Below are 26,815 nucleotides of genomic sequence, written 5' to 3' on the forward strand. Positions count from 1 at the left end.
AGTGGCGGAACCGCTATCGCAGAGAGTCCACCGGCTGCATCTTCGCCGCCCGCAGCGCCGGATAGAGCCCGGCCAGCAACCCCACCACCGCCCCGGCCACCGGCGCGGCCAGCGCGAGCCGCGCGTCGAGGAGCGGCGTCCACTGCTTGGCCGCCGAGACGGCGACGACGGCGACCACGCCGAGGCTCGCGCCGATCACGCCGCCGGCCAGCCCGACCATCGTCGACTCCAGCAGGAACTGGGCGGCGACGTGCCGCCGCGCCGCGCCGAGCGCCCGGCGCAGCCCGATCTCGGGCACCCGTTCCATCACGGTGACGAGCGTGACGTTGGCGATGCCGACCGCGCCCACCACGAGCGAGACCAGGCCGAGGATCAGGAACAGCGCGTTGACGTCGTCCTGGGCGGCGTCGCGGGCCCGCGTGGGGCCGGGCGGCGCGACCACCTGGAGCAGGTCCTCGTTGCCGGGGCTGAGCGCGACCGGCGTCTGGCCCGCGACCAGCGCGGTGGCGCCCAGGCCGGTGTTGACCAGCACCCTGGTGACCGTCCGCAGCCCGAACCGGGCCCCGGCGGTCGGCGGCACGAACACCGCCGCGCCCAGGTCGCGCTCCCGGCGCAGCCCGCCGAGCACGCCGATCACCGTGTACGCGTGTCTCCCGATGAAGACCGCGGGCGCCCCGTCGAGCCGGGTGATCCCGAGCAGCCTGGCGGCCTGGTCGCCGAGCACGGCCACCCGGTCGCCGCGCCGGACGTGCCCGGCGTCGTAGAACCTGCCGTGCAGCATCGTGCCGCGCAGGGCCCCGGGAAGGCCGGTGGTCGCGGCGACCACGGGCAGCGACTGCGTGGTGATGCGCGCCGGATCGACGATGTCGTTGGAGCGTACGGACAGGTTGGCGGCGTCGTCGTTCTCCGACAGCGCGGCGGCCGACTCCACGCCGCGCAGCCTGGTCAGCCGGTCCACCGCGTCCCAGGTCACCAGGGGCGCGCCCGGCGAGGCGGGCACCTCGACGGTGATGGCCGTGGCCACCAGCGCGTCGAAGTGGCCCACGACCTGGTTGCCCGCGGTGGCGGCCACGCCGAGCGTCACGACGAGGGTGGTGATGCCGAGCACGGTGCCGAGCGTGGTGAGCGCCGTGCGCAGCGGCCGGGCCAGCAGGCCGGCGACGGCCTCGCCGGCCAGGTCACGCAGGTCCATCACTCCTCCACCAGGACGCCGTCGGTGATCCGCACCCGCCGCTCGGCGCGTGCGCCGACCTCCTGCTCGTGCGTGATGACCATGATGGTCAGGCCCTGCCGCCGCAGCTCGCCGAACAGGTCGAGCACCGCCTCGGTGTTGCGGCTGTCGAGGTTGCCGGTGGGCTCGTCGCACAGCAGCAGCGACGGGGAGCCCATGAGGGCCCTGGCGATGGCCGTGCGCTGACGTTCGCCCCCGGACAGCCGGCCGGGCGCGAACGCCGTACGGTGTCCGAGGCCGACGCGGTCGAGCGCCGCCAGGGCCCGCTCCCGCCTGCCCTTGCGTGGCTGCCGGGTGTAGAGCTCGGCGAGCATCACGTTCTCCACCACACTTCGGTGGGCGAGCAGGTGGAAGGACTGGAAGACGAAGCCGATCCGCTCGCCGCGCAACCTGGTCCTGGCGCGGTCGGGGAGCGTGGTGGTCTCGGTGCCGTCGAGGCGGTAGCTGCCCGCGTCCGGCCGATCGAGCAGGCCGAGCACGTTGAGCAAGGTGGACTTCCCGGACCCGGACGGGCCCATGACGGCCACGTAGTCGCCGCCGAGCACCCGCAGCGAGACGGCGTCGAGCGCCCGGACGGGCGGCTGCGCTGGATAGCGTCGCCCCACCTCGACCAGCTCGATGACCGGCTCAGGCATCGCCGACCACCACCCTTTCACCCTCCTTGAGGGCGCCGGTGACCTCGACGTTCCCGTCGGCGGACAGGCCCGTGCGGACCTCGACGTCCCTGGTGCGGTCGGCGGCGTACTCCACCCGCACCCGGGCCCGGCCGTCGGCCGAGGTGATCACGGCCGCCACGGGCACCACCAGGACCGGGTCCTTCGTCGCCCCCACGGTGATCCGTGTCGTCACCGCGGTGCCGGCCTTGAGCCCCTTCGCCGAGCCCGGCGTGATCAGGACGGGCTGCGCCCCGGCCTCGACCGCCGCGGAGCCCGGGACCTTCGCCTTGTCGCCCACGGCGGTCAGCCGGGCCGGGTACGACCGGCCGGTGTCCAGCTCGACGGTCGCGGGCATGCCCGCACGCAGCAGCTCGGACTCCGCCGCCTCGACCGACGCCGTGACCGCGAACGACGAGCTCGTCACGGTGGCGACCTCGCCCTCGACGCGTTGCCCCGCCTTCACCGACACCTTGCGCACGCGGGCCGGCAGCTTCGGCAGGAACACCACCTCGCCGGGCGGGATCGAGACCCCGTACGTGCGGGAGTACTCGGCCAGCATCTCCTCGGCCGCCGCCACGTCCGCGCGGGCGCCGGTCACCTTGAGCCGGGCGGGGGAGAGCTGCCTGGCCTGGCGCAGCGCCTGCTCGGCGGTCGCCAGCGTCTCCTGGGCGGTGCGCACGGCCGCGCGCAGCTGCTCGGTCCGGGCCGCGCGGGTCTGCTCGGCCTCCTTGAGGATCAGGTCGCGGGACTCCTGGGCGGCCGACAGGTCGGCGCGGGCGTTGGCCACCCGCAGCTCCAGCAGCCGCGTGTCGGCGGGTGAGGTCGTGGGCTGGGGAGCGGCCGTGATGGTCGGCGCCGGCGTGCCGGTGGGGGCTGCGGTGGCGGCTGTCGTGGGCGCGCTCGTGGGCCGGGTCCGGGCGGCGGCGAGGGCCTGCTCGGCCTCCAGCAGCCGCTCCTCGGCGGCCCGCACCGCCGAGTCGGCGGCCGACAGCCGGGCCTCGTCGGCCGGCAGCAGCTCCTGGGCCTGGGCCTCGGTCAGTGCCCGGCGGGCCGCCGTGAGCCCGGTCCTGGCGTTCTTCAGCCTGAGCTTGAGCGGCAGCACGTCACGTCCCCGGTCGAGGGTCTGCTTCTCGGCCGCCAGGGTCTCCTTGGCGGTCCGTACGGCCTTGCGCAGGGTCTCGTAGGTCTGCCGGTCGGCGAGGGTGGGCCGCTGGGCCTGGTAGCCCTTGGCCGCGTAGAGCCGGGTGAGCGCGGCGACCGTGGCCCGGTCGAAGACGCCGGTGGACGGCGCGCGGTGGCCCAGCCTGCGCAGCGCCCGCTGCAACTGGGTGACGTCGTCGCCCTCGCTGCCCGGCGTGATCGTGCGGTGCATCGGCACCGAGCCGCGCAGGACGAACACCGGCCGGCCGTTGACCTCCATCAGCACCCCGCCCTCGGCGATCCGGCCGGGACGCGGCGCCCTGGTGGCCCGCTGCAGCTCGGACGCGCCGCCGACGGCCCCGGCCAGGCCGACCGGCAACGGCGAGCCGTATTCGAGGGTGCCGTTGACCACCACGGTGCTGACCAGCCTGCGGCGCTCGACAGCTGCGGTGACCAGGGACGGTGCGGGCGCGGCCCGCCTGCTCGCCTCGTCGGCCGGCGAGCGCAGCCGGGTGCTCACCGCCCACCCGGCCAAGGCGACGAGCACGACCCCGGCGAGCACGACGGCCAGAAGCCTGCGTGGAGATCTCATGAGGACGTCAGAACGCGAACTGCTCGTTGATCTTCCGCTGGACCGCGGTCTCCTTCGGCGTGTAGGCCGCGTAGAAGTCCTTGCCGCACTCCAGGTCGTCCAGCGCCGCCTTGACCTCCTGGACGAGGTACGGCTTGGCGGCGTCGGGGGTGAGCTCCGGCATGTGGAACTGCTCGGTGTCCTTCGTCATCTTCGGGGTCTCGGGGAGGTTCTTCTGCTGCCGGCGGCCCAGCTTGTCCTGCCGGCGCATGAACTCCCGCTCGCCGCGCTGGTTGAGCGCCGACGGCTTGGTGTCGGCCACCGAGTAGCCCTTGGCCTTGAGGCAGGTGGCCATGGGACCGGCCAGCTCGACCAGTTGGGGGTCGCCGTCCAGCTCGGTGGCCTTCGCCCGCTTGTGGGCGGTGGCCAACTGGGAGAAGTAGTCGATGTTCGACTTCAGGGTGAGGCCGAGGACCTGGTTGCCGGCCGTGACGACGCAGGCGTCCTTGGCCTTGTGGTAGGCGGTGAGCTGGGCGGTGGAGAGGTCTGCCTGGATCTTCATGTTGGGATCCGGGTCGGCCTTGCCGCCCGGACCGTCCAGTTCCCCGGGGTAGGCCTGCAGGGCGAACACGCCGAATCCGTATTTTGCGCGGTATTTCTTCATCGCCTGGTAGTCACCGGAGGCGCGCTTGCGCTCGTCCTCGCTCTTGTCCTCGGGCTTCACGTACGGCACGTACGTGAAGCCCTTCTGCTTCATGCAGTCGGCCTTGGCCGCCTCGAACTGGTGCTTCCTGTCCTTGGCGGCGGCCTGCGACGGCCGGGCGGTCTCGGCGGCGCCGGTCGTCCCGGCGGCGCCCCCGCAGCCGCAGAGCACGGCCGCCGAGAGCGACATGGCGATGGCCAGGCGGGATCTCTTGAGCATGGCGGAGACCATACTCCGTTCAACGGAGTATGGTCAATCCAGGCAATGCCGCCGCTGGCGGAAGGGCGCGAAGGCGGCCCCCACGATCAGCAGCGCGAGCACCCCCCAGTAGGCCAGGTGTTGCCGGGTCAGGTCGCTGGAGTGCAGCACCAGCTCGCCCGACGTCGTCGCCAGGTAGATCGCCGCCGCCAGCGTCCACCGGTGGTCGCGGGCCAGGTAGGCGCTCCCCGCCGCCAGCCCGAACGCCACCACCTCCACGACCAGCCTGCTCAGGCTGATCGGGAGCGCCGAGGAGTCCTCCATCCATTCGGGGCCCGCCCAGCTCGCCGCGACGACCGCCGCCCACCACCACCACCACGACCTCGTGCGCGGCGCCCGCCGCAGGACGAGCAGGCCGGCCAGCGCCACCGTGTAGGTGCCCGCCACCAGGTAGGGGTCGCTGTCCATGAACAACGGCCGGGCCTGGAGGAACGTCGGATAGACCGGTAACAGCGTCGCGTCGAACAGCTGCCACCCGCCGGCCAGTGCCACCGCCTTGGTCCCGGTGAGCAGCGTCAGCACCGCCGCCGTGCGCAGCCGTCCCCGCACGGTCGCCAGCAGAGTGAGCGCCGACAGCAGCGTCCAGAGCGGCAGGATGCCGGCGTAGGGCAGCAGGGCGGCCAGGTTCGCCGCCGCGACGGCGGTGACGGCGAGGTGCACGCCGTCCGCCCAGGGGCTGCCGGTCGCCAGGTGGACGATCCGGCTGCGCACCCCGCCCCTGAGCAGCCCCCACGCCTCGCGCGGCACCGGGACGCGCCGCCCCGGCGCGGCCGATTCGAGCAGCACGTCGAGCAACTCGTCACCATGGGCCGCTCGGTAGGTCCTGGGATAGGCGAGCAGGAGCTTGCGGTAACGCCGTTCGAGCGCGGACGCGGCTCGCACGGACCCGACGGCCGTCATCCGGCCGACGGCCGCAGGACGAGTGAGGCGGCCGCCTGCATGCGTCTCGCCTCGGCCTCCACCAGCGCCTGGCCCTCGTCGGTGATGCGGAAGTAGCGCCGGTTGCGCCCGTTGACCGTCTCCTCACGGTCTACGGTGATGACGCCGCGCTCGTTGAGGCGTTCCAGGATGCCGTAGAGCGTGCCGACGGAGGGCTGGACCCGGCCGCCGGACAGCTCCTTGACCGACTTGCTGATCGCGTGGCCGTGCAGCGGGCCGGCACGCAGCGCGGCGAGCACGAAGTACATCGGCTCGCTGACTTCTGAGGTTCCCCTGGGCATGGGGGAGACAGTATTCCGTTCAACGGAGTGTGGGCAACGCGGACGGCCACCGGACCGGAACGACCGCCCGCGTCGCGCCTCACCAGACGTGAAGGCCGCCCGCGTCGCGCGTCACCGGCAGCGGTCGCCGTTGAGACGGAAGACCTCCGGGGCGGGGTTGGGCCCCGAGGCGTGCGTGCCGACGAAGCCGAACGTCACGGATCCACCGGGCCTGATCCGGCCGTTGTAGCCGAGGCTCTCCGCCGTCACCACCGCGCCGGACTGGGTGAACTCGGCCCCCCAACCCTCCTTGATCCGCTGGCCGCCGGGGAACGACCAGCTCAGGGTCCAGCCGTTCACGCTCTCCCTGCCGGTGTTCTCGATCACGATCTGGCTGGTGAAGCCGCCGGGCCACGAGCCGTGCGCCGAGTAGCGCACCCGGCAGGCCGACTGCTCGCCCTTGTCCGCCAGGAACGCCGACACCCACGCCAGCGGCGAGTTCCAGTTGATGGTCAGCTCGTTGGTGGACCAGGACTCGATGTCGTCGACGTAGCAGAACTGCGGCTTGCAGCCGCGCAGCAGCCGCTGGGCGACCGGGTCCTGGATCGCGGAGTTGGGGCCGCCGGCCAGCGAGCCGCGCGGCGGGTGGGGCAGCGCGTGGTCGAGCTGGTGGGCGTACCAGCGGCTGTGCTGGTTCTGGGCGGAGACCTCGCCGTAGCCGGTGACGTAGGAGATGTTGAGCGCGTTGCGGCCGAGCAGGTAGTCCATGCCCTCCCGTACGGCGGCCCGGTACTTCTCCTGGCCGGTCAGGTCGTAGGCGGTGGCCAGGACGACCAGGTTGTTGAGGACCAGGTTGTTGGAGCCCCAGTCGAAGTCCGCCGGCGCGTACGGCAGCCCGTACGGGTGCGCCCGCTGGACCGCCAGGTACTTGTCCGCCCCCTCGACGACCGACTGCCGCACCTTGTCCCGGCCAGGCAGCGCGTTGGGCACGGTCGCCAGGCCGAGCCGGCCGAGCTGGGCGGTGTTGCCCCAGTCGAAGCCGCGCTCGCGCCAGATGTCGCCGGTGTGGTGCGGCGAGGCCAGCACGAAGTCCGCGAACTCCTTCTCGCCCGTCGTGAGGTAGAGCTCGGCCGCCGCCCAGTAGAACTCGTCGGTCACGTCGGCGTCGTCGTAGGCGCCGCCGCCCACGCCGTCGGCGGGGTCGGCGTACCGGGCCGGGTTCGCCTTCGCCGCCGCCCACGCCCTGCGCGCCGCCGTGAGGTTCCTCGTCGCGAACGCCGCGTCGTAGGGCGCGAACAGCCGGGCCGCCTGCGCCGCCGTCGCGGCCAGGTTGAGCGTCGCGGCCGTGGACGGCGGGTGGAGCTCGCGCTTCTGCGGGTCGAGGTGCGGCAGCAGCGGCAGGCCGGTCCAGTTCTGGTCGTGCACCTTGTGGTGGGCCATCCCCGCGTACGGCTTGCCGTCCGGCACCTGCATGCTCAGGATGAACTCCTGCTCCCAGCGGGCCTCGTCCAGCACGTCCGGGACGCCGTTGCCGCTCTCGGGGATCTTGAGCTGGCCGTCGGTGAAGGCGGCCCGGTCGCGTTCGTAGGCCGCCATCAGCTGGTGGACCGCGATGCCGCCGTTGACCACGTACTTGCCGTGGTCGCCGGCGTCGTACCAGCCGCCCTTGACGTTCAGGGTGTAGTCGCAGCCGCCCGGCCGGCAGGGCACGTCCGTGTCGCCCTGGTTGGGGGACGTGCCCGCGTGGCCGGCCGGGCGTCCGTAGCCGGGGCGCAGGCTGTCGAGGATCTCGATGCCGCTGCGCTGGGTGTAGTAGAACTTCAGCGCGTCCGTGGGGAGGGAGTCGTACACGTCCGCGCCGATGTCGAACGGCCTGCTGGTCTCGCCGTCGGCGGTCAGCGTGTAGCCCTCGCCGGGCTTGGCGTAGGCGCCGAAGTCGATGGTGTGCACGTTCTGGCCGGAGCTCGCGTCCATGCCCTTGGGGCTGGTACGGCCGTTCGCCACCCGCTTCTGGGCCGCGTCGCGCAGCTCCCAGTCCAGGGGCGTGGTGGCCTCGGTGACCAGGGTGGCCTTCTTCGGGCCCGAGGGCAGGTGGCCGACCATGTTCACCCGGACGCGCGGGCCGGTGTCCGGCTCGTAGACCTCGGGTTCGGCGCCGCCCTTCAGCGACACGTCGTCCATGCAGAACCTCCAGGGCTCGGCGCTGCCGCCCAGCTGGAACGCCACCTGGGCGTTCGGCAGCGAGACCGGGGCGGTGAAGGTGTAGGAGTAGTCGTTGCCCGAGACGCTCAGCTCCGGGGCGGCCGACAGGTACTGCGTCCACGGGTCCACGGGGAGCTGGATCAGGGCCTTGCCGACCTTGGCGGGGGTGGCGGAGGCCGAGAACCTGTAGGCGTAGGTGTCGCCGGCGACCAGCGGGACGCCGTCCTGGCCGATGATGACGTCCCAGGGGTTGGCGGTGCCGCCGGGGACGTCGGCGCACAGCCTGCCGCCGTCGACGGTCAGGGTGGTGTTGCCGGTGCTCCACCAGGGGGCGGTGCCGGCGTCGAAGGTGCCGTTCACGATCTGCTCGGGTCCCTCGTCGGCGGCGCGGGCTGACGCGGCGGGGGACAGGGCGACCATGGTGAGGAGGGCCAGCAGCGCGGCCCGGCATCGGGTCATGGAGGTCCTTCGGGGGGATGGGAGCGCTCCCAATGGCGCGATCCCGATCCTCCTTGCCCACCGCTGCCCCGTCAACGGGTGCGCCCGATCGAGCCCCGAAGACCCTGAAACTTTCACACCCGACGCCGCTCCAGCGCCGCAGCGCGACGGCCGTGCCTCTCACATGCCAGGGGGAGCGCGAGGGCCCTGACGCCCTCACGTGGTGGGGGGATCGGGTGTCAGGTGTCGGATGAGGTCCGCGGCTCTGCGGCGGTCGTAGGCGACGGCCAGGCGGTCGGCGGCGGCCAGCGCCTGTTCGGCGGCCCGGACGGCGGCCCTTCTCCTGCCCGCGGCGGCCAGCACCAGGGCGCGTGCCCACCCGATCCTGGCCGCCGCGCCGGGGTTGCGGGCCAGGTAACGGGTCAGGTGGGTGTGGAGGCGCCGGGCGGTCGCGCGGTCCACGTGGTCGCGTACGTGCCACAGCAGCTCCGCCAGCCCCGACCAGCACTCCAGCATGCCGGGCTGCGCCGACGGCAACCCGTCCGCCAGCGCGAGCGCCCGAACCAGCACCCTCCGCACCTCGGCAACGTCAACCACCACCGGGCCCCCGTGACCCGCCGTGCCCACCGGACCAGCCGCGCTTGTCGGACCCCCCAGGGCCACCCGGACCTCCAGACCCGCCGCGCCCGCCGCGCCCGCCGCGCCCGCCGCGCCCGATGCGGCCGGGAACGCGGAGAGGGTGGGGGTGGCCTGGACTGTGAGCGTGGCCGGGATGGCACTAGTGGTTGCCGGCCGGTTGAGAGGCGCGCCAGCCGGGGTGGGCGCCAGCCGGTCTACAGAGGTGGCGGTGGTGGGGACGGGTGTCGTTCGGAGGGCAGGTGTGGCGGCAGTGCGGGTGGGCGTTGGTTGGTGGGGAGGGGTGGTGGCGGTGGTCAGGCGGGTGGTGGCGGTCAGGAGGCGTAGGGCTTGGATGGTGTGCAGGGACGGGCTGTCATGGAGGCCGAGCCGGGCGGCGAGGGCGCGCCGCCGTTCCGTGGACGCGCGGGCCGCCGCCAGCACCTCCCCGATCCGTTCGGCGGGCACGCCGTCGAGCCGCAGCAGCGCCTCCGCGCGGCCCGTCAGGCACCAGTGGCGGCCGATGTCGTCCCCGCCCACGCGCGTGACCGACAGCTCCTCGGTCTCGGCGAACAGCTCCGCCGCCTCGGCGAACTTGCCCTCCCACAAGGCGGTCTCGGCCAGCATGCCCGCGCAGTTCTCCGCCATCCGGGGGTCCAGCGTCCGGGTCCGTCCCTCGGCGAACGACCGGCGGGCCGCGCCGAACGCGCCCGAGTGGAGCTGGTCCAGCCCGCGCGCCAGCCGTGCCCGGCTGGCCGCCTCCGTCGGGTGCGGGACGCCGTCCAGTGCCCGGTCGGCGAGTCCGCCGTAGTGGGCGGCGAGTCCGTGGCGGCCGGCGATCCGGGCGATCGTCGCGAAGTTCGCGTACGCCTCGGCCCGCAGGGCGGGGTCCGGCGCGCGTTCGGCGGCGTTGAGCTGGCGGAGCGAGGCCACCAGCATCGTCGGCAGATCCTGCTGGTGGTAGGCGAGCCGGGCCAGCAACGTGAGCGCCTGGGCGGCCTCCGGCCCGGCCGCATCCGTCCGTCGCGGCGGCACCACGCGATGGACGGCCTGCCGGACGGCGGCGGCCAGCCCGCCCACGACAAGCCCGGCCCGCCGGACGGCGGCCGGCACGCCCACGACAGACCCGCCAGACACGGCGGGCACGGTGGCGCTCAGGGGGCCCGTGTCAGGCCCGGTCGGTCCGGTGGGGAGTGGTTCGCCGAGGGCGGTCAGTGCGGCTCTGGCCAGGCGGGCCGCCTCCCCCTCCCGGGCCAGCTGGTACGCGCTGATCCCCGCCATCCGCAACCACCGCGCCCGCAGGTACGGCACGTCCACACCGCTCTCCAGCCGGCGGCCCACGACGGCCGCCGACTCCTCGTACAGGCGTAACCGCAGGCACAACGTCCAGTAGTGGTCGAGGAAGGCGGGGTCGCCCGAGGCGGCCCAGGCCGTCCTGATGTTGTCCAGGTCGGCGCCGAGCACCCGGACGGCCTCGGTGTCCGACGCGTCCTGGAGCGCCGCGGCGTGCCGGTCGAGCAGGCGGGCGAAGCAGGCGGCGTGCCGTCCGCGCACCGCGTCCCGGGTCGCCGGGTCCTCGGCCAGGCGGGCGGCGGCGAACTGCTGGACGAGCGGGTGGACCGCGTACCGGCCGACCGGGGTGAGGTGCAGCATGCTCTGGTCGACCAGGCGGACCAGCACCCGCGGGGTCGTGCCGGTGACCTCCAGCGCGTGCGGCAGCGTGCAGCCGCCGCCGAACACCGACAGCGCCGCCAGCGCCGCCCGCTCCGGCGGTCCGAGCAGGCTCCAGGACGTCTCGAAGACCGTCCTCATGCACGCGTGCCGCGGGCGCACGGCGGGACCTCCGGCCGAAAGGAGCTCCAGGTCCACGCCGAGCCGCCGGGCCAGCTCCGCGCACGGGACGGCGCGCAGCAGCCCGGCCGCCAGCTCGATGGCCAGGGGGAAGCCGCAGGTGGCTGCGCAGATCGCGGCCACCATGGCGGCTTCGGCGTCGGTGTCGAAGGACGGCTGCGCCCGAACCGCCCTGGCCGCGAACAGCTCCTCGGCGGCCGGCCCCGGCAGCCCCGCCACCTCGACGGCCACCTGGCCGGGCAGGTCGGGACGCCGCCGGCTGGTCGCCAGGACCCGTACGCCGGGGGTGGCGCGCAGGATCTCGCCCACGACCGCGTCGAAGCAGGGAAGGTGCTCCAGGTTGTCCAGGACGAGGAGGAGCCGGCGTCCGGCGAGGGCGGAAAGCAGGAGGTCGAGGGCGGGACGCGGCGGCGAGAGGTCCACGCCGAGGCGGCGGGCCAGCGTGGTCACGGCGGCCTCGGGACGTACCCCTACGAACGAGACGAACGCCACCTCCCGGCCGTCGCGAACGGCGGCGGCCGCGACGGCCAGCCGGGTCTTGCCGACCCCTCCGGGCCCGACCAGCGTCACCAGCCGCCGCCGCGCCACCAGCGCGCGCACCCGCCGGACCTCGTCCGCGCGCCCGACCAGCTCTGAACCGGGAACGGGCAGGGCCGCCCGCCCGGCCCCGGCCGTCGCGGCGGCGGTGCGGCGGGGGAGCAGGTCGCGGCGCAGGGCCCGGGTCTCCGGGGCGGGGGCGACGCCGAGTTCGGCGGCCAGTCGGTGGCGCAGGTCGTCGTAGCAGGCCAGCGCCGCCGCCCGGTTCCCCGTCCCGGCCAGGGACGCCATCAGCAGCCGGTGCGCCTCCTCGTCGAACGGGTCCAGCCCCGCCACGATCCGCGCCAGCCGCACCACCTGCGCGGAACCGTCGGCCCCGGCCTGTGTGAGCAGGTCGCGCAGCACCGTCCGCAGCCGGCCGCGCTCCTCCGCCAGCCAGCCCGCGAAGGCGGGGGCGTCGCCGATGCAGACGCCGTCCAGGAACTCCCCGCGCCACAGGCGCAGCGCCTGCGTGACCGTCGAGGCCGCCGTGAGCTGCCGGTGGTCCACGAAGCAGCCGTCGCCGTCCCCGAGGAAGCGCACGTGGTCGCGGGTGATGTCGAGCCAGCCGCCCACCTCCCTGCGCAGCTCCGACAGCGCCAGCCGCAGGCTGCCGCGCGCGTTGGCGTCCGGGCGCTCGCCCCACAGCAGCGCGGCCAGCTCCGACCGCGACCGCGGCCCGGTCGTGGTGGCGAGGTAGCACAGCAGCGCCTTGGACTTGGCCGAACGCAGGCCCACGGGCGCGCCCCCGACGGCCAGGTCGGGCGGGCCGAGCAGCAGCAAGGTCAGCGACTCTCCCATGGCGGACGACAGTAGGCGCGCCCGCCCGGACAGACTGCGCCAAAAGCCACAGAAAGCGCGTGTTCCGCGCCACTGACCTGTGCTCTCACGATGTGCTCACGATGCCGTCCGCACTCTGGGACCGGCTTCGCGAGAGCCGCGAGGCACGGACCGAAGGACACGACAGCATGCACGCTCACCGACTGATCGCCACGCTCGCCCTGGCCGCCGGCGTCGCCGCCCCCGCGGCCCTGACCGCCGGCCCGGCCGCCGCCACGACCACTGCCACGACCGCCTCCTGCGTCATCACCCTGTACGACATCGACGCCAACAACGTGGCCGAACGCGACGGCAAGGACGAGCTCCGCTTCAAGGTCGACGGGAACCTGTTCCCCAAGTTCAGCGCGAACTACTTCTCGATGAAGACCGGCGGCGACGGCGACCCGGCCGACTTCGAGCACCCGTCCACGCTCCTCGTGGGCAGCGAGGACGTCAAGTTCGACCTGCGCGAGGTCACCCCGCCGATCGTGGGCGAGGGCGACAGCCTGGGCAAGGCCACCGCGCACGGCTCGGTCTGCGCGGGCCTGGCCGTCGGCGCGGACACGACCGAGACGACCATCGTCGAGGGCACCGACGAGACGGACTACACCTACACCGTCCGGCTCAAGCTGACCAGGCAGTGACGCGAAGTGACCTGACCTGCGCAAGGCCCCGTCGCACGCCGGCGGGGCCTTCACTGACGCCGGATGTTCTGGGAGGGTTCGGAACGTGGTCCCTGCCCTCACCCTGGCCGGGTGCGTCGCGCACGAGTTGCTCGAACGCCAGACCGCCAAGCTGGCCAGGCAGCTCGTCCGCGGCTTCGCCGAGGAGATCCCCCTCTACCGGCGGCTGCCGAAGGAGGAGCTCGACGGCGAGATCACCGTCATCACCGAGCACAACCTGCGGCTGATCGCCCGCATGTTCCGCGACCGCCGCCCGCCCACCAGGGCCGAGCTGGCCCCGCTGCGCTCGTCGGCGGCCCGCCGCGCCCAGGAGGGCGTGCCGCTGGAGGCCCTGCTGGCCGCCTACCACCTGGGCGCGCGCAAGGTGTGGGAGCACCTGTTCGCCGCGGCCACGCCCGCCGACTTCGAGGACGTGCTGGCGGCCAACCGCCTCATCCTGCTCTACACGGAGTCGGTGACGGCCGCCGTGTGCACGGCGTACCTGGAGGAGCGCGAGGGGATGCTCAGCCACGAGCAGCACGCGCTGCACGCCGCCGTGTCCGCGCTGCTCGGCGGCGACCGGGCGGCCCTGGCCGGGGTGCGGCTGGCCCCGCGCTACCTGGTGCTGGCGCTCTCCGTCGGCCGGCATCCCGACGAGGAGAGCGACGAGCCGGGCGGGTCGATCGCGGGCCGCCGCAAGCTCCACCGGATCAGGACGGCGCTGCAGCGGGGCGCGGCCGAGCCGGTGCTGTCGGTGCTGGACACGACGGGCGGCCTGGTGTTCGTGCCGATCACCGGCGAGGACCCCGACTGGTACGAGGTCGGCGAGACGGCCGCCGCGATGGCCAAGGCGGCCGGCGTGCCGGTGTGGGCGGCGGCCGAGATCGCCCCGCCGACCGGGGTGCCGGAGGCGGTCAAGCTGGCCGAGGAGGTCCTGGAGGTGGTGCGGGTCTTCGAGCAGCCGCCGGGCGCCTACCGGCTGGCCGACGTGCTGCTGGAGTACCAGCTCACCAGGCCGAGCCAGGCCACCGCCGTGCTCGCCGGCCTGCTCGACCCGCTGCTCGACAACCCCGACCTGCTCAGGACGCTCACGGTCTACCTGGACACCGGCCTCGACCGCCGCCGTACGGCCGAGCTGCTGCACGTGCACCCCAACACGGTCGACTACCGCCTGCGCAGGGCCGTCAGCCTGACCGGCCTCGACCCCGTCGACCCGGCCCACCTGCAACGCATCGGCGCGGCGCTGGCCGCCAGGCGCCAGCACCGCAAGTGAACGGGAGCCGCCCCCGGCGGGGACGGCTCCCGTCGCACGATTCAGAGCGTTCAGACCGAGGACACCGCGGCGGTCACCACGGTGGCGAAGTTCCGCATCCCGAGACCGTTGGGGTGGAACGGGGCGGCGGGCGAGGCCGGCACGTACGGCTCGATCCAGCGCACGCTCGGGGCCTTGCACGGGTCGTGGCCCACGCTCGGCGTCTGCAGGTCGACGAACGACACGCCCGCGGCGGCGGCCTGCTCGGCCAGCATCTGGTTGAAGTACTGGAGGGTGGCGCGGATGTAGTTGGCGTCGGCCTTGATGATCGGGACGGTCGGGTAGCAGCCGTTCGGCGGCGCGTAGGTGGCGTAGCCGACCATGAAGATCCGGGCGCGCGGGGCGCGGGCGCGGATGTCGGTCACCAGCGTGGTCAGCTTGGGCCGCAGCGCGTCGGTCTTGACCCGCCAGGAGTCCTGGCCGTTGACGATGTAGTCGTCGTTGCAGGCGTCGCCGATGGGCGGGGGCAGCAGGTTGAGGCAGTCCTCGATGAAGCCGGTCAGGCCGACGTCGTTGGCGCCGATCTGCACCGTGACCAGGGTGGTGTCCGAGCTGAGGGCGTCGAGCTGGGGCGCGACGCTGCCGAGGTCGGTGCCCTGGGGGTTGTACATGTCGCGGGTCTTGGCGCCGGAGCAGGTGACGTCCCTGAAGGTGGCGGCGCCGATGGCCTGGGCGGTCAGGTGGGCGTAGTTGTGGTCGGAACGCCAGCACCCGAGGTCGGGCACGACCTGGTTGGGCACCAGGGGACCCGACGCGGCGGAGTCGCCGAGCGCCACGTACACCTCGCCCTGGGCGGCGTGTGCGGGCGGCGCGACGCCGAGCGCCAGGGCGGTCGCGGAGAGCAGGACGAGCAACCGTCGGACCATGGAGGACTCCTTCGGCGGGGGTGGGGGTGCGGAAGCCGTGCCGGTCACCGGCTCCGGTGGGGTGAAGCCGTGCTGGTCAGCGGCGGAAGGGCCCGGTCACCTCGTACGTGATCCCGCCGGTCCCGGCGGTCTCGCCGCTGGTGCCGCGCTGGGAGGAGAAGTAGAGCCGGGTGCCGTCGGGGGAGAACGCGGGGCCGGTGATCTCCGACTTGGCCTGGCCGTCGAGGCGCATGACGGGGGCGACCACGCGGTCGGGGGTGATGATGTTGATCTCCATGTTGCCGCCGTCCTCGGCCACGTACAGGTCGCCGGACGGGCGGCCGGTGATGTTGTCGACGCCGTCGAGGGTGCCGCCGCCCTCGTAGATCGCGGTGACCGTCTGCCTGGCGGTGTCGTAGGCCCAGACCTTGCGGTCGCCCTTGGCCGTGAAGTAGCAGATCCCGGCGGCGTAGTGGCAGCCCTCGCCGCCGCCGAAGTGGCGGGCCGCGGAGACCTGGTGCCTGGTCTGGGTGTCGAAGACGCCGGGCGTCGCGTCGGGCACGGGCCGCCACTCGACGTTGTCGCCGCCGAGCCCGCAGAGCACGTCGAGCCGGCCGCTGGACAGGTCGCCCCAGGTGGTGGGGGTGAAGCGGTAGAAGCAGCCGTCGCCCTCGTCCTCGGTCAGGTAGACGACCTTGTGGTCGGGGTCGCAGGCCGCGGCCTCGTGCTTGAACTTGCCCATCGCGGGGCGCTGCTGGGCGGAGCGGTTGCCGTACGGGTCGGTCTCGTAGACCTTGCCGCGGAAGATCTCCTCGCAGGACAGCCAGGTGCCCCACGGGGTCGCGCCGCCCGCGCAGTTGAGGTTCGTGCCGCTCAGGATCCGGTACGCCCGGTCGATCGAGCCGTCGGCCCTGAACTTGATCGCCGAGGTCCCGCCCACGAGCGGCACCTCGGAGTTGGACACGTAGATCCAGCCGGAGCCGTCGGCGAAGCACGCGCCGCCGTCAGGAGCGGGGTGCCACAGCGTGCCGCCGACGACCCGGCCCGACCTGGCCACCACCCGGCTGGTGAAACCGGCGGGCAGCGCCATGCCGTTGGCGTCCGGGGCGCCGAGCGGCCCGTACGGGCTCACGCCCGCGCCCGCCGCTGAGGCGACGGCGTCGTGCCACATCGCCCCGGAGAAGGCGACCGCCGCGGAGACGGTCCTGAGAAAGGTACGACGGCGCATCATCACTCCACGTGGCTCGCGTCGTTCGATGTCGTTTGAATTCGCAGACATGACGATGAGCCCTGCTCGTCCTTCTGTGAACTGGACAGGGCAGTAAATCCGGACGGTCAAATCTGTGACGCCTCACAAATCTGGGCGGCATTCCGCGAAGCCGATTGACGGCGGCCCCGGCGCGATCCACCATGGCCCGAACCCCCGGCCTCGATCAGCTCCCGAGGTGCCCGTGCGCGTGCTTCCCCGTCTCCTCACCGCCCTCGCCCTGGCCTGCGCGACGCTCGCGGCCCAGCCGGCGTCACCGGCTTCGGCGGTCCCCGAACCGTCCGGCTGCGATCCGATCGACCCGGCGGCCTGCCTGCTGCCGTTCCCGAACGACTGGTTCACCGTCGCCGACCGGCGCACCGACACGGGCCGCCGGGTGGCCTTCGCGGCCGCGTCCATGCCGGTCTCGGTCGCCGGCGTGCCGATCGCGCCCGCCGAGTGGAACAGGAACGACGGCTTCTCGCCGGGCTCGATGGTGCTGGCCAGGGTGCCGGGGCTCGACCTGGCCAGGACGGGCGCCGCGCCGATCACCGACATCGGCCGGTCGCTGGACCGGGACGCGCCCGTCGTGCTGCTGGACACCGTGACGGGGGAGCGGTGGCCGTACTGGGCCGAGCTCGACGCGAACGCGCCCGCCGGCCGCCAGGCCCTGATCGTCCGCCCGGCCCGCAACCTGAGCGAGGGCCACCGGTACGCCGTCGCCCTGCGCGACCTCCGCGACGCCGCCGGCGCCCCGATCCCGCCGAACCCCGCCTTCGCCGCGGTCGCCGGGCCGCCCCTGCCGCCGGACCACGAGCTGCACGACCGTCAGCGCCGCCTGCAGCCCGCGCTGTCCGCGCTGCGCCGCGCCGGCGTCGGCACCCGCGGCCTCTACCTGGCCTGGGACTTCACCGTCGCCAGTGCGCGCGGCCTGGCCGGTCCCGCGCTGGCCATGCGCGACGACGCCCTGCGCACGCTGCGCGGCCGCGCGCCCGCCTTCGAGGTCACCTCGGTCACCGACCTCACCCCCGAGCAGGACGCCCAGATCGCTCGCCGGGTCGAGGGCACCTTCCGGGTGCCGAGCTACCTCGACCGGCCCGGCGGCCCGCCCGGGTCGGCGCTCAACCGCGGCCCCGACGGCCTGCCGGCCCGCCTGCCCGGCAACGAGCAGGTGGCGCCCTTCCGCTGCGAGATCCCCCGCGTCGCCTTCGACCGCCCCGCCCGCCCCTCCCTGTACGGCCACGGCCTGCTCGGCAGGCACTCCGAGGTGGGCGCGTCGAACGTGAAGACCATGGCGCAGGAGCACGGCTTCCTCTTCTGCGCCACCAAGTGGATCGGCATGGCCGACGAGGACATCCCGCACGTCGCCTCCGTCTTCACCGACATCTCCCGGTTCGGCACGATCCCTGACCGCACATTGCAGGGGTTCCTCGACTTCATGTTCCTGGGCCGTGCCATGACCGGCCCCGACGGCTTCGCCGCGCACCCCGCCTTCCGCACCGACCGCGGCCGCCCGCTGATCGACCTGCGGCACGGCCTGGTGTACGACGGCAACAGCCAGGGCGGCATCCTGGGCGGCGCACTGGTCGCGCTGTCGAAGGACATCGAGCGCGGCGTGCTCGGCGTGACCGGCATGAACTACAGCACCCTGTTCAACCGCAGCGCCGACGCGGCCCCCTTCCAGGCCGCCTTCGACCGGGCCTACCCCGACAAGCTGGACCAGCAGCTCATCCTGGCGCTCATGCAGATGTTGTGGGACCGCGGCGAGGCCGACGGCTACGCCGCCCACCTGACCGACCGCCCCTACCCGGGGACGCCGCGGCACCGGGTGCTCATGCACGTGGCCTTCGGCGACCACCAGGTGGCCACGGTCACGGCCGAGGTCGAGGCCCGCACCGTGGGCGCCCGGCTGCTGACCCCGGCCCTCGCCCCGGGACGCAGCCCGGACGCCGTGCCGTTCTGGGGCATCCCCGCCATCCGCGGCCGGGCCCATCCCGGCTCGGCCCTGGTGATGTGGGACAGCGGCGCCCCCGCGCCGCCGCTCACCAACACCCCGCCCACGCAGGGCGAGGACCCGCACGAGAAACCGCGCAGGACCCCGGCCGCCCAGCTCCAGAAGTCGGTGTTCCTCAGGACCGGCGTGGTCGCCGACGTCTGCGAGGGGCCCTGCGTCACCCAGTGACGCCGGGCCGCCACATGGGCCAGAACAGGGTGCCGTCGGGCAGCGCGAACGGCTCCTCGGCCTGGTAGCCGTGCCTGGCGTACAGGTCGCGGCTGCGGGCGCTGCTGGCCTCCAGGTAGGCGGGGGCGCCGTCCAGCAGGGCGTGGTGGCGGCGCAGCAGCGCCGAGCCGAGCCCCCGGCCCTGGTGGTCCGGGTGCACGGCCAGGAACGCCAGGTGGTGGTACGGCGGCTCCGGGTGGTGCCGTTCGAACAGCTCGTCCAGCAGCCGGAAGCGGTCGGCCCACCTGCCGGTGGCGGCGGCCAGGCGGCGGTCGTAGTCGGGCGGCTCGGGCAGCGGCGCGTCGGCGGTGTGCGTCAGCCACACCGCGACCGCGCGGCCCTCGTCGAGCAGGTCCACCTCGCCGTGCTCGATGGCGTGCGAGACGAGGATCAGGAAGTCGGCCACCATGATCTCGTGCCGCCCGGCCGGCTCGGGCACCAGGTACGACGCCGCGGGCAGCCGCGCGAACGCGGTCGCGATCAGCTCGGCGACCGCGTCGGCGTCACCGGCCGCCGCCCGGCGGACGCCGTGCGCCGCTACGTCCTGTGCGCGCGTCAACGGACGACCTCCGGCGTGGCGGCGGCCTTGGCGCCCATGCCCACCAGCGAGTACACGCTCGGCTGTCCCGCGCGCAGGACCAGCGCCCAGCCCACGCCGAGCAGGGCGGCCAGCGCGTACACGACCGGCAGGATCCAGGCGAGCGGATCGCCCTCGGGCACCCCGAGCAGCGTCGAGAAGTTGTCCAGCGCCAGCCACACCATCACCGCCAGCGCCAGCGCGGCGGGCACGGGGGCCACGAAGCGCCGCACGACGCTCTCGCCGCTCGGCTGCCGGGCGAAGAAGGCGACGATCGCGATCGAGGTCACGAACACCAGCAGCAGCACCCCGAACCCGCCGAAGGAGCCGCCGTAGAAGAAGAGCTGCACCAGCGGGTCGAGCCCCAGGACCGCGTAGACCACGATGACGACCAGCCCGAGCACGGTCTGCGCGATCGAGCCCGACCGGGGCGCGCCGCTGCGCGGCCGGGTGCGGCCGAAGAAGGCGGGCAGCACCCGTTCGCGGCCGAGCGCGAAGAAGTACCGGGCGGTGGTGTTGTGGAAGGAGATCATGGCGGCGAACACGCTGGTGACGAAGAGCACCCGGGCGATGTCCACGACCGCGCCGCCGAGGTGCTGGTACGCGATGATGAAGATCGTCTCGGCCTGGTCGCGGCGCGCGGCGGCCACGATGTCCGCCGGCCCCGTGGCCACCGTCATCGCCCACGACGACAGCGCGTACAGCCCGGCGATGATCGCCACCGACGCGTACGTGGCCAGCGGCACGGTACGCCGCGGATCCCGGCTCTCCTCCGAGAACACCACCGACGACTCGAACCCGACGAACCCGAGCGTCGCGATGACCAGCAGCGCCCCCACCCCCGGCACGAACAGCGCCGCGGGCGACAACGTCTCGGCCGAGAACCCCGACGGCGCCGGGTTGACCAGGTCCGCCAGGTCGAACAGCAGGATGACCGCCACCTCGGCGGTGAGCAGGACGGCCAGCAGCCGCCCGTTGACGTCCACCCGCATCAGCCCGAGTACGCCCACCAGCGCCCAGGCGACCAGCGAGATGGCCCACCAGGGCGGCGCGCCGCCGAACCAGCGTTCGAGCAGCGGGGTGGCCGCCGCGCCGAAGGCGCCGTACAGGCCGACCTGGAGCGCGTTGTAGGCGATCAGCGCCACCCAGGCCGCCGCGATGCCCGCCGGACGGCCGAGGCCCCGGCTGATGTAGGTGTAGAACGCGCCGGCGTTGGCCATGTGGCGGGCCATGGCCACGTACCCGACCGCGAACACCGCCAGCACCACGCCCACGACCAGGAACGCGATCGGCAGCCCGGTGATGCCGGTGACGGCGTAGCCGGTGGTGATCACGCCGGCGACGACGGTGAGCGGCGCGGCGGCCGACAGGACGAAGTAGACGACCGAGGGTGCGCCGAGCCGGTCGGCGGCCAGGGCGCCGGCGATCGGATCGGGCGCGGCGCCGGATCTCGCGGAAGGCATCGCGTTCCTTTCTGGGGGGTTCAGGTGCGGTGTGGTCGGGGCGGCGGTCCGGGGCTCACGTCCGGTAGGTCAGGACGGCGTCGCCGACGGCCGCGCCCACCTGGCGGCCGAGGTCGCTGAGCGGCTGGGGCATCGCGGCCAGCACCGTGGTCAGGTACTGGTGGGCGCCGCGCCGGTCGGCCGGGTCCTCGACGACGACGTCGGTCAGGTCGCAGGCCTCGGCCAGCGCCGCCAGCGCCATGTCGTGCGGGGTCAGCGGCTGCCACTTCACCAGCGCGAGCCGCAGCCGCGCGGAGGGCCACATGGCCCGGTTGAAGTCGTTGGAGAAATAGCGGAATTGTTTACGCTTGAGCAGCCTCGGGGATTCGCGTTCGAGCAGACCATTACCCATCAACCGGGAGGTGACTTCGGTGACCGAGCGTTGTGCGAGGTAGGCCAGCCAGGTCCGCACGTCGGTGTGCTGCGGGGAATTGCCTATTTCGGTCAGCACCTTTCCGGCCAGCTCGTCCGGGACCCGGCGCCGGTCGACCACCCGCAGCCGGGCCCCCTCGACGGTGATCCGCTGCTCCAGCACCAGCTCTGCGAGCAGCGCCCCGGCCAGGCCGAGCGCCACGCCCGGGACGTGCAGCCGAGGCTTGCCCGAGCCCGTCGCGTCCCAGCAGACGAAGAAGAAATCATCGGCAAGCAAAAATCGGCCCGCTCACTATAGGAATTGGTGGATGACCGGTTCAGGAAGCAGCGTGTAGCCGCCAGCGGCAATTTCTACCAAAAACCCGCATCTCCGGGCTAGACCCTATTTATCGGGAAATAAAAAACACCGGCTTCATGGAGAAGCCGGTGCCGCCCTGCCGGGGTTCCGGATCGTCAGTTCGCGCAGTCCTGCTTGTCGAGGGCCAGGCCCATCTCGTAGATCTTGCCGTTGCGCAGCAGGAAGTAGTAGTGCGCCTTGGCGTTGCCCGGCACGGCGACGTACGGAAAGCCGCTCGCGGCCGTCCGCAGCTTGTTCGCGTACGCGCGCTTGAGCTGGGTGTTCGTCGAGCCGATGCCGATGCCCTGCGGCGTCCTGGCGCCCTTCGGGGCGAAGACGATCGCCACGCCCCGCTTCTTGGAGATGAAGAGGCCGACCGCGTCGCGGCCGGTCCGCTGGGCCTTGAGGTCCCAGCCGGAGCAGGTGGCGGAGTCGAGGCCGGGCTTGTGGACGATCTTCCCGGTGGCCTGGGCGGCCTTGGCGCTCATGCCCAGCGTGACCCCGCCGTACCCGTTGGGGCCGAAGGCGGGGGCGGCGAGCGCGGGGGAGGCGATCCCGGCCAGCGCGACGCCCGCCGCGAGGGTCGCCGCCGCGATGATGTGCTTCGTCGTCATGCAGGGTTTGACTGCGCGCCCGGCGCACAAGTTCGCCCGGTTCGCGGGAGGGTCCGGGCTGACGTGTCCGTTACGCGGTTGAGGGATGGTCTTGTCCCAGACCCGGGTACTGGTGCCGGTGATCACAGCCCAGGAGGCACCAGAGATGACGGATGTTCCTATCGTTGTCGGCATAAATCGTACTCAGGATGGTTCTGTTGCTGTCGCTGTGGGCGAGTCGGGCATGTACAGCCTGCAGAAGGAGCGCATCACCCGGCGCAGGCACCACTGGGGCCGCCTGGGCGACCTGCCGGACCTGTACCTGCCCGAGATGCCGCTGCTCAAGGAGCCCGTGGACCTCGTGGTCGAGGGATACGCCGCCGACACCGAGATCGAGCACAAGGACGCCTACGAGGAGGAGCTGCGCGAGACGCTGAGCCTCAAGGAGGACGCCCGGGTCGTCCAGGTCTCCCACCATCTCAGCCACCTCTACAGCGCGTTCCCGCCCTCGCCGTTCGACCGGGCGGCGGGCCTGGTGATCGGCGCGCAGGGCAGCCGGGTCAGGGACCTCACCGAGCGCGTCCCGCTGCCGAAGGGCACCCGCGACGACATGCTGGAGGTCGCCTCGTTCTACCGCTGCGAGCGCGGCGGCCCGATCGAGTGCCTGGCCAAACAGCTCTGGGACGGCGACTGGGCCCGGCCGACCGGCCTCGGCTGCTTCTACACCCTGCTGACCAAGCTGCTGTGGCCCGAGGGCGAGGGCAACGAGGCCAAGGTCATGGGCCTGGCCCCCTTCGGCGACGCGTACGTGTACGGCCTGCCCGACCTCGACGTACGCGGCCACGAGGTGTTCATCCCCGAGGAGTGGATCGAGACGTTCGCCCAGCGGGACGCCTACGTCTACGAGCCCGGCGGCGAGCGCTTCTCCCGCGCGGCGGACCTGGCCGCGGCCGGCCAGCGGGTCTTCGAGAACGCCCTCGCCCAGGTGGTCGCCTGGCTGCACGGGCAGACCGGCCTGGACCGGCTGGTCTACGCCGGCGGCGCCGCGCTCAACGCCACGGCCAACGGCCGGATCGTCCGCGAGTCGCCGTTCCGCGAGGTCTTCATCCCGCCGAGCCCGCACGACGGCGGCACCGCCGTGGGCTGCGCCCTGTACGGGCTCATCGAATGCCTCGGCGTCGAGAGCCGCTTCCGCTGGACCGACGACTTCCTCGGCCCCGACCCGGACGAGACCGAGATCACCGCCGCGGTGCGGAGCCTGCCGGACGGCCTGGTGGCCGAGCAGCCGGCGGACCTCGTCGGCGCGACGGTGTCGCTGCTGGAGAGCGGCCGGGTCGTGGGCCTGCACCAGGGCCGCAGCGAGTCGGGCCCGAGCGCGCTCGGCAACCGCAGCGTGCTCGCCGACCCGGCCAGGCCGGACATGCAGGACTACGTCAACTTCGAGGTCAAGGGCCGCGAGTGGTTCCGCCCGCTGGCCGCGCTGGTGCTGGCCGAGCACGCCGAGCGCCTCTTCGGCGTCGACCGCCCGGCCCCGTTCCTGCAGTGCGTCGTGGACGTGCGCCCCGAGCACCGCGCGAGCCTGCCGGGCGTGACCCACGTGGACGGCACGGCGCGGATCCAGACCGTGGAGGAGCCGGCCACGCCGTTCCTGCACGCCCTGCTGACCGGGTGGCACGCGGCCACGGGCTCCCCGGTGCTGGCCAACGCCTCGCTCAACGGCTCCGGCGAGCCGCTGACCGAGACGCCCGAGCAGTCGATCGACACCCTGCTCTCGACGAACCTGCACGCCCTGGTCATGCCGCCGTACCTGATCCGCAAGCGCGAGGAGCCGCCGGTGCCCGGCCTGAGCTGGGACCGCGACTAGCCCCGCCGCCCGTCGTCGGGAGAGCCGGTGGAAACCAAATCCAGGTCATTGTTCCCGGTGGTCAGAGTGGGTGGCGGAGCCGGTGGGCCGGTCCGGGCTACCGTCGGTCGCATGCGCGTTCACCCAGCCGTCCCCGTGGTGCTGACCGCCCTGGCCACGCTGTCGGCGGCCTGCGGCGGCGGCCCCGTGCGCACCACCCAGGGGGTGGTCGTGACCTCCGCCTCGCCGTCGCAGAGCACGCGGAACGCGCTGGCCGGGAAGGTCGTGGTGCTCGACCCGGGGCACAACGGCGGCAACGCCTCCCATCCCAAGGAGATCAGCCGTCCGGTCGACATCATCACCGGACGCAAACCCTGCAACACCACCGGCACCCAGACCGCCGCCGGCTACACCGAGCACGCCTTCACCTGGGATGTCGCCCGCCGCCTGAAGCCGCTGCTCGAAGACATGGGCGCCAAGGTGGTGCTGACCAGGCCGGACGACACCGGCGTCGGCCCCTGCATCAACGAGCGGGCGGCCATCGGCAACAAGGCGCGGGCGGACGCCGTCCTGTCCATCCACGCCGACGGCGCGCCGCCGGCCGGCCACGGCTTCCACGTGATCCTGCCGGGCCTGGTTGCCGGGCACAACGACGCGATCATCCAGCCGTCCAGGAAGCTCGGCGTGGCCGTACGGAACGCCTTCCGCGACGGCACCGGCATGCCGTACGCCACCTACACCGGCGAGCAGGGCCTGCAGACCCGCACCGACCTGGGCGGGCTCAACCTGTCCACCCGCCCGGCGGTGTTCATCGAGTGCGGCAACATGGCCAACCCGGGCGACGCCGCCAAGATGTCCGACGGGGAGTTCCGCGGGGAGATGGCCGGCTCGCTGGCCGCCGGGCTCAAGCAGTTCCTGACCGGTTAGGCCCCGTAGGCGCGCAGGAAGACCTCGACCGCGGCGTCGGCGAGCCGGTCGAGCTCGGCCTCGGTGTAGTGGTCGCCGCCGCCGGAGAACATGACCTTGTTCACCGGGATCCACAGCAGCAGGCCGACGAAGTGGTCGGCGGCCAGCCGCGGGTCGTCCATGGGACGCAGGCCGTGCCCGGCCAGGCGGCCGAAGGCCGTGGACATGCTCTCCAGCGAACGTTCGAAGCCCTGCTCGTACCAGGTGCGGCCGAGGTCGGGGAACCGGTCGGCCTCGGCGATGATCAGCCGCCGCAGCCGCAGCACGTCGGGCTGCATGATCGAGGCCAGGAACTCGTGGGCCAGCTTGCGCAGCCCCTTCTCCAGGTCGTCGTTGCCCGCCAGCGACTCGGTGATCAGCTTGGCCAGGCCCTCGATCTGCGCCGTGGTGTCGAGGATGATCGTGGTGAAGAGCTGTTCCTTGTCGCTGAAGTGCTTGTAGACGGTCTGTTTCGAGACCGCGGCGATCGAGGCGACCTCGTCCATGCTCGCGCCCACGTAGCCGTTGCGCAGGAACACCGCGCGCGCCGCGTCCAGGATCTGCCTGCGCTTGCGGGCCGTCCGGCCGTCCTCGTCGGTCACTGTCGCGCCACCTTTTCGATCATGAGTTCGCATAGTACTGGACAGTTCCGTACTCATGTGAGTACTGTACCGTCCAGTTCCCGAAACGAACAGGAGTGACGATCTCATGAGCGACCTTCAGCAGCAGGTGCAGGAGACCGCCGACAAGCTGGTCGAGTCAGGCGCCGAGCGCGGGTTGCAGGTGGCCGTCTACCGCGACGGCGTGCAGATCGTGGACGTGGTGGCGGGCGTGGCCGACCCGGAGACCGGCCGGCCGGTCACCTCCGACACGCCGTTCTACAACTTCTCCATCGGCAAGGGCGCGACCTCGACGGTCGCCCACATGCTGGCCGAGCGCGGCCTGTACGACTACGACACCCCGGTCGCCGACCTGTGGCCGGAGTTCGCCGGGAACGGCAAGGGCGGCGTGACCGTCCGCCACGTGCTGACCCACACGGCCGGCGTGCCCGGCGTGCCGCTCGACACGACGCCCGAGGACGTCTGCGACTGGGACAAGATGGTCGCCGCCCTGGAGAACGCCGAGCTGTGGTGGGAGCCGGGCACGAAGATGGGCTACCACGCCTACACCTTCGGCTTCCTCGTCGGCGAGATCGTCCGCAGGGCCACCGGCAAGCGTATCTCGCAGGTGCTGCTGGAGGAGGTCTCCGGCCCGCTGGGCGTGGCCCGCGAGCTGTACTTCGGGATGCCGCCGCAGGAGCAGCACCGCCTGGCCCGGCTGGAGGACGAGCCGATGGACCCGTCGGCGTTCGGCGACATGCCGGCCGACCTGCCGATGTTCAAGGCCGGGCCGATGGAGCTGATGCCCAACGCCGCCCTCGGCAGCCGGCCCGACTACCTGACCGCCGACATCCCGGCCGGCGGCAAGACCTCGGCCAGGGCGATAGCGCGCATGTACGCCGCCCTGCTGGGCGAGGTGGACGGTGTGCGGCTGATCTCGCCGGAGCGGCTGCGTGAGGCGACCGCGGTGGCCTACAGCGGCCCTGACGAGGTCTTCGGCATGCCCTCGACGTGGGGGCTGGGCTTCACCATCGGGCTTCCCGGCGGCTCGCCGCAGGAGAGCGCGACGGCGTTCGGCATCGGCGGGGCGGGCGGCAGCTACGCGTGGGCCGACACCGCGACCGGCACCGCCGTCGCCCTCACCAAGAACCGCCTCACCAACGACTTCGCCGCCGTCGGCGAGCTGGCCGCCCTGGTCGCCCGGTCCTGACCGCCGGGCGCGGGGCCCCCGCCGAGCGCTCCCGCGGGGCTCAGCCGTCGCGGCACAGGGGCCGGCCGCCGACCACGCAGGCGATGCCGTCGAGGTCGCAGCTCAGCAGGGTGCCGTCCATGCCGAGCACGAGCACGAGATCGCTCCTCGACCGGTGGGCCAGCATGATCCGGCCGACGACACCGTTGTCCAAGACCACGGTCGGGCGGCTCGCAGCGCTGTCCATGTCCTGACGACTCCTCTCGGGTTCACAACAGGCCACGCGCCGGACCCGTCCCCACCAGGATGCACA

Annotated in this window: 22 protein-coding genes; 6 read left to right on the forward strand and 16 right to left on the reverse strand. The window is 73.1% G+C overall.

The genetic code is table 11. The features are described 5' to 3' along the window. Positions 1–13 precede the first annotated feature (13 nt). From ACNF49_RS06580 to ACNF49_RS06615, 8 genes are all read right to left on the reverse strand, one after another. Complete coding sequence (locus ACNF49_RS06580; RefSeq protein WP_482943094.1) at positions 14–1,192, reverse strand: ABC transporter permease; 1,179 nt, start codon at positions 1,190–1,192, stop codon at positions 14–16. Continuing rightward, a complete protein-coding gene (locus ACNF49_RS06585; RefSeq protein WP_482943095.1) occupies positions 1,192–1,866 on the reverse strand; it encodes an ABC transporter ATP-binding protein in 675 nt (224 codons plus the stop codon). Before ACNF49_RS06585 ends, ACNF49_RS06580 begins: the two co-directional genes overlap by 1 nt. Continuing rightward, on the reverse strand, positions 1,859–3,619 hold the full coding sequence (locus ACNF49_RS06590) for a peptidoglycan-binding protein (RefSeq protein ID WP_357974997.1): 1,761 nt from the start codon (positions 3,617–3,619) through the stop codon (positions 1,859–1,861). Before ACNF49_RS06590 ends, ACNF49_RS06585 begins: the two co-directional genes overlap by 8 nt. Before the next feature lie 7 nt (positions 3,620–3,626). Then, positions 3,627–4,520 carry a hypothetical protein gene (locus tag ACNF49_RS06595; RefSeq protein ID WP_357974994.1) on the reverse strand — a complete coding sequence of 298 codons (894 nt, stop codon included), beginning with the start codon at positions 4,518–4,520 and terminating at the stop codon, positions 3,627–3,629. Between the two features lie 33 nt (positions 4,521–4,553). Further along, complete coding sequence (locus tag ACNF49_RS06600) at positions 4,554–5,441, reverse strand: hypothetical protein (RefSeq protein ID WP_482943096.1); 888 nt, start codon at positions 5,439–5,441, stop codon at positions 4,554–4,556. Between the two features lie 14 nt (positions 5,442–5,455). After that, entirely contained in the window at positions 5,456–5,779 is a 324-nt protein-coding gene (locus tag ACNF49_RS06605; RefSeq protein ID WP_189651648.1) for a PadR family transcriptional regulator, read from the reverse strand. A 111-nt stretch (positions 5,780–5,890) separates the two neighbouring features. Beyond that, complete coding sequence (locus ACNF49_RS06610) at positions 5,891–8,419, reverse strand: glycoside hydrolase family 9 protein (protein ID WP_482943097.1); 2,529 nt, start codon at positions 8,417–8,419, stop codon at positions 5,891–5,893. Between the two features lie 195 nt (positions 8,420–8,614). Beyond that, positions 8,615–12,241, reverse strand: a complete 3,627-nt coding sequence (locus ACNF49_RS06615; protein ID WP_482943098.1) for an ATP-binding protein — start codon at positions 12,239–12,241, stop codon at positions 8,615–8,617. Between the two features lie 167 nt (positions 12,242–12,408). Here ACNF49_RS06615 and ACNF49_RS06620 point away from each other — a divergent pair, with 167 nt between their 5' ends. Together ACNF49_RS06620 and ACNF49_RS06625 are read left to right on the forward strand one after the other, a co-directional pair. Then, positions 12,409–12,903, forward strand: coding sequence for a hypothetical protein (locus ACNF49_RS06620; protein ID WP_357974983.1), 495 nt, complete (start codon positions 12,409–12,411; stop codon positions 12,901–12,903). Between the two features lie 85 nt (positions 12,904–12,988). Continuing rightward, positions 12,989–14,194 carry a PucR family transcriptional regulator gene (locus ACNF49_RS06625; protein WP_357974980.1) on the forward strand — a complete coding sequence of 402 codons (1,206 nt, stop codon included), beginning with the start codon at positions 12,989–12,991 and terminating at the stop codon, positions 14,192–14,194. A 50-nt stretch (positions 14,195–14,244) separates the two neighbouring features. On the opposite strand, the gene ACNF49_RS06630 is transcribed toward ACNF49_RS06625, so the two are convergent. Continuing rightward, positions 14,245–15,099, reverse strand: a complete 855-nt coding sequence (locus ACNF49_RS06630; RefSeq protein WP_357974977.1) for an SGNH/GDSL hydrolase family protein — start codon at positions 15,097–15,099, stop codon at positions 14,245–14,247. A gap of 76 nt (positions 15,100–15,175) precedes the next feature. Next, positions 15,176–16,306, reverse strand: a complete 1,131-nt coding sequence (locus ACNF49_RS06635) for an alkaline phosphatase PhoX (RefSeq protein ID WP_357975451.1) — start codon at positions 16,304–16,306, stop codon at positions 15,176–15,178. A 229-nt stretch (positions 16,307–16,535) separates the two neighbouring features. On the opposite strand from ACNF49_RS06635, the gene ACNF49_RS06640 reads away from it, so the two are divergent. Continuing rightward, positions 16,536–18,506 (forward strand): hypothetical protein, encoded by a 1,971-nt coding sequence (locus ACNF49_RS06640; protein ID WP_482943099.1) that lies wholly within the window; start codon positions 16,536–16,538, stop codon positions 18,504–18,506. On the opposite strand, the gene ACNF49_RS06645 is transcribed toward ACNF49_RS06640, so the two are convergent. From ACNF49_RS06645 to ACNF49_RS06660, 4 genes are all read right to left on the reverse strand, one after another. Further along, positions 18,496–19,104, reverse strand: a complete 609-nt coding sequence (locus tag ACNF49_RS06645) for a GNAT family N-acetyltransferase (protein WP_482943100.1) — start codon at positions 19,102–19,104, stop codon at positions 18,496–18,498. The genes ACNF49_RS06640 and ACNF49_RS06645 overlap by 11 nt on opposite strands. Then, on the reverse strand, positions 19,101–20,585 hold the full coding sequence (locus ACNF49_RS06650) for an APC family permease (RefSeq protein WP_482943101.1): 1,485 nt from the start codon (positions 20,583–20,585) through the stop codon (positions 19,101–19,103). Before ACNF49_RS06650 ends, ACNF49_RS06645 begins: the two co-directional genes overlap by 4 nt. Positions 20,586–20,640: 55 nt before the next feature. Then, complete coding sequence (locus tag ACNF49_RS06655) at positions 20,641–21,273, reverse strand: GOLPH3/VPS74 family protein (protein ID WP_357974965.1); 633 nt, start codon at positions 21,271–21,273, stop codon at positions 20,641–20,643. 176 nt (positions 21,274–21,449) lie between these two features. Further along, positions 21,450–21,947, reverse strand: coding sequence for a hypothetical protein (locus ACNF49_RS06660; RefSeq protein WP_482943102.1), 498 nt, complete (start codon positions 21,945–21,947; stop codon positions 21,450–21,452). A 223-nt stretch (positions 21,948–22,170) separates the two neighbouring features. Here ACNF49_RS06660 and ACNF49_RS06665 point away from each other — a divergent pair, with 223 nt between their 5' ends. Further along, positions 22,171–23,790: a carbamoyltransferase C-terminal domain-containing protein gene (locus ACNF49_RS06665; RefSeq protein ID WP_357974959.1), complete on the forward strand. Its 1,620-nt coding sequence runs from the start codon at positions 22,171–22,173 to the stop codon at positions 23,788–23,790. Between the two features lie 111 nt (positions 23,791–23,901). After that, a complete protein-coding gene (locus ACNF49_RS06670; RefSeq protein ID WP_357974956.1) occupies positions 23,902–24,696 on the forward strand; it encodes an N-acetylmuramoyl-L-alanine amidase in 795 nt (264 codons plus the stop codon). On the opposite strand, the gene ACNF49_RS06675 is transcribed toward ACNF49_RS06670, so the two are convergent. Further along, a complete protein-coding gene (locus ACNF49_RS06675; protein ID WP_357974953.1) occupies positions 24,693–25,316 on the reverse strand; it encodes a TetR/AcrR family transcriptional regulator in 624 nt (207 codons plus the stop codon). The genes ACNF49_RS06670 and ACNF49_RS06675 overlap by 4 nt on opposite strands. A gap of 106 nt (positions 25,317–25,422) precedes the next feature. Between ACNF49_RS06675 and ACNF49_RS06680 the strand changes: the two genes are divergently transcribed. Beyond that, positions 25,423–26,523, forward strand: coding sequence for a serine hydrolase domain-containing protein (locus ACNF49_RS06680; protein WP_482943103.1), 1,101 nt, complete (start codon positions 25,423–25,425; stop codon positions 26,521–26,523). Positions 26,524–26,563: 40 nt separating this feature from the next. Here ACNF49_RS06680 and ACNF49_RS06685 read toward each other — a convergent pair whose 3' ends face one another. Beyond that, positions 26,564–26,749: a hypothetical protein gene (locus tag ACNF49_RS06685; RefSeq protein ID WP_352320620.1), complete on the reverse strand. Its 186-nt coding sequence runs from the start codon at positions 26,747–26,749 to the stop codon at positions 26,564–26,566. Between the last annotated feature and the right edge of the window lie 66 nt (positions 26,750–26,815).

It is taken from the genome of Actinomadura sp. ATCC 39365, from assembly GCF_054392275.1.